Here is a 1471-nt window from a genome sequence, read left to right as displayed (position 1 = left end):
GAAAGACTATCGTCTTCGGGTCAACGAACCGCTGCGTACCGACGGTGCCCGTGTTTATCTGACCGGCCATGGGTACGCGCCGCAGTTCACCGTCACTTTTCCCGACGGACAGTCCCGTACCGAGACGATGCAGTTTCAACCGGACGATGCGGTCACGTTCCTGAGCAGTGGGGCGTTGCGGTTCGATCCGCCAGGTGGATCGTTTCCGAATCCGGACGAGCGCCGGAAGAATCAGATCGCCATCGAGGGACTCTTCGCGCCGACCGCTTCCTTCAGCGGGACGCTTCTGACTTCGTCGTTTCCCGATGCGCGTGACCCTGCGGTCGCGATCGACATCTACAAGGGCGATACGGGTCTGGACACCGGCATCCCGCAATCGATCTTCTCGTTGAACAAGGAAATGATCAACCAAGGAAGGCTGGTCAAACAAGATCGTGTGAACCTCCGCCCTGGAGAGACGCGGACTCTCACCGATGGAACACAGGTTCGGTTCGACGGCGCAAAGGAATTCGCCAATTTGCAGGTGTCGTACGACCCTGTGCAACAGTGGGTTCTCGTTTTTGCGGTCACGATGATGCTCGGACTTCTGATCTCGCTCGTGATCAGGAGGCGACGGATGTGGGTCCGTCTACGCCCGGGGGCGGGACCAGAGCAGGTTGATCTCGAACTCGGCGGATTGGCGAGGACCGATCATGCCGGGTGGGGCGGCGAATTCGACGACCTTCGCGAGAAGTTGGTGGCAGATCAGCGAAGTTCTCCGCCGATGAGAGTGAGCATGTGAAGGTCCCTTCCCTCGAATGTGCACTTGTCAGCGACGGTCACACTGATTCAGGCCCCAAAGATGTCCGGCCCGCGCGGCGCAGCGGCGGAATTGCTCTGCGTTTCGCGTTTTCGGTGGGCGCTGGATGGCTGCTGTTTCTCAGCTTCCCGCCGCGCACGCTGTGGTTTCTCGCACCTGTCGCCATCGCCCTGCTGACGGTTGTTCTCCGGGGGCGAAGTCTCCGGGCAGGTTTCGGATTCGGCTATGCGGCGGGGCTGGGCTTCTTCATGCCCTTGCTTCCGTGGGTCGGGGCGTACGTGGGTCCGATCCCGTGGTTGGCGTTGGCGTCGATAGAAGCGGTCGCATTCGGAGTGGTCGGCGTCCTGGCAGTGGCGGTCGGTCGCGCTCCGCTCTACCCGGTGTGGATTGCGGGCGCATGGGTAACCACAGAAGCGCTTCGTAGTCGAGTTCCGTTCGGCGGTTTCCCTTGGGGGCGTTTAGCTTTCGGGCAAGCAGACAGTCCGTTGCTACCGTTGACGGCGATAGCCGGGGCACCAGGGTTGTCCTTTGTGACCGCGCTGACCGGAACTCTCCTTGCCTGGTCCCTGGCCGGAACCTCCCGTGTTCGATGGCAGGCATTGATGAAGGGTGGAACGGCCATCGTCCTCGTGTTCGTGAGTGCCTTCGTGGTGAGTTCTCCTGAAGTAACCC

The 1471-nt window shown here is 61.3% G+C and carries 1 protein-coding gene and 1 pseudogene; both read left to right on the top strand.

Annotated elements, in window-relative coordinates:
- A partial coding sequence (locus AC0B9F_RS38085) for a cytochrome c biogenesis ResB family protein (RefSeq protein ID WP_472010381.1) occupies positions 1 to 781 on the top strand: 781 nt, incomplete at its 5' end.
- A pseudogene (locus tag AC0B9F_RS38080) lies at positions 778 to 1471 on the top strand (apolipoprotein N-acyltransferase); the annotation flags it as partial. The gene AC0B9F_RS38085 and the pseudogene AC0B9F_RS38080, both read left to right, overlap by 4 nt.

It is taken from the genome of Streptomyces sp. NPDC097129, assembly GCF_055668065.1.
This window is presented reverse-complemented; position numbering and strand designations above follow the sequence as displayed.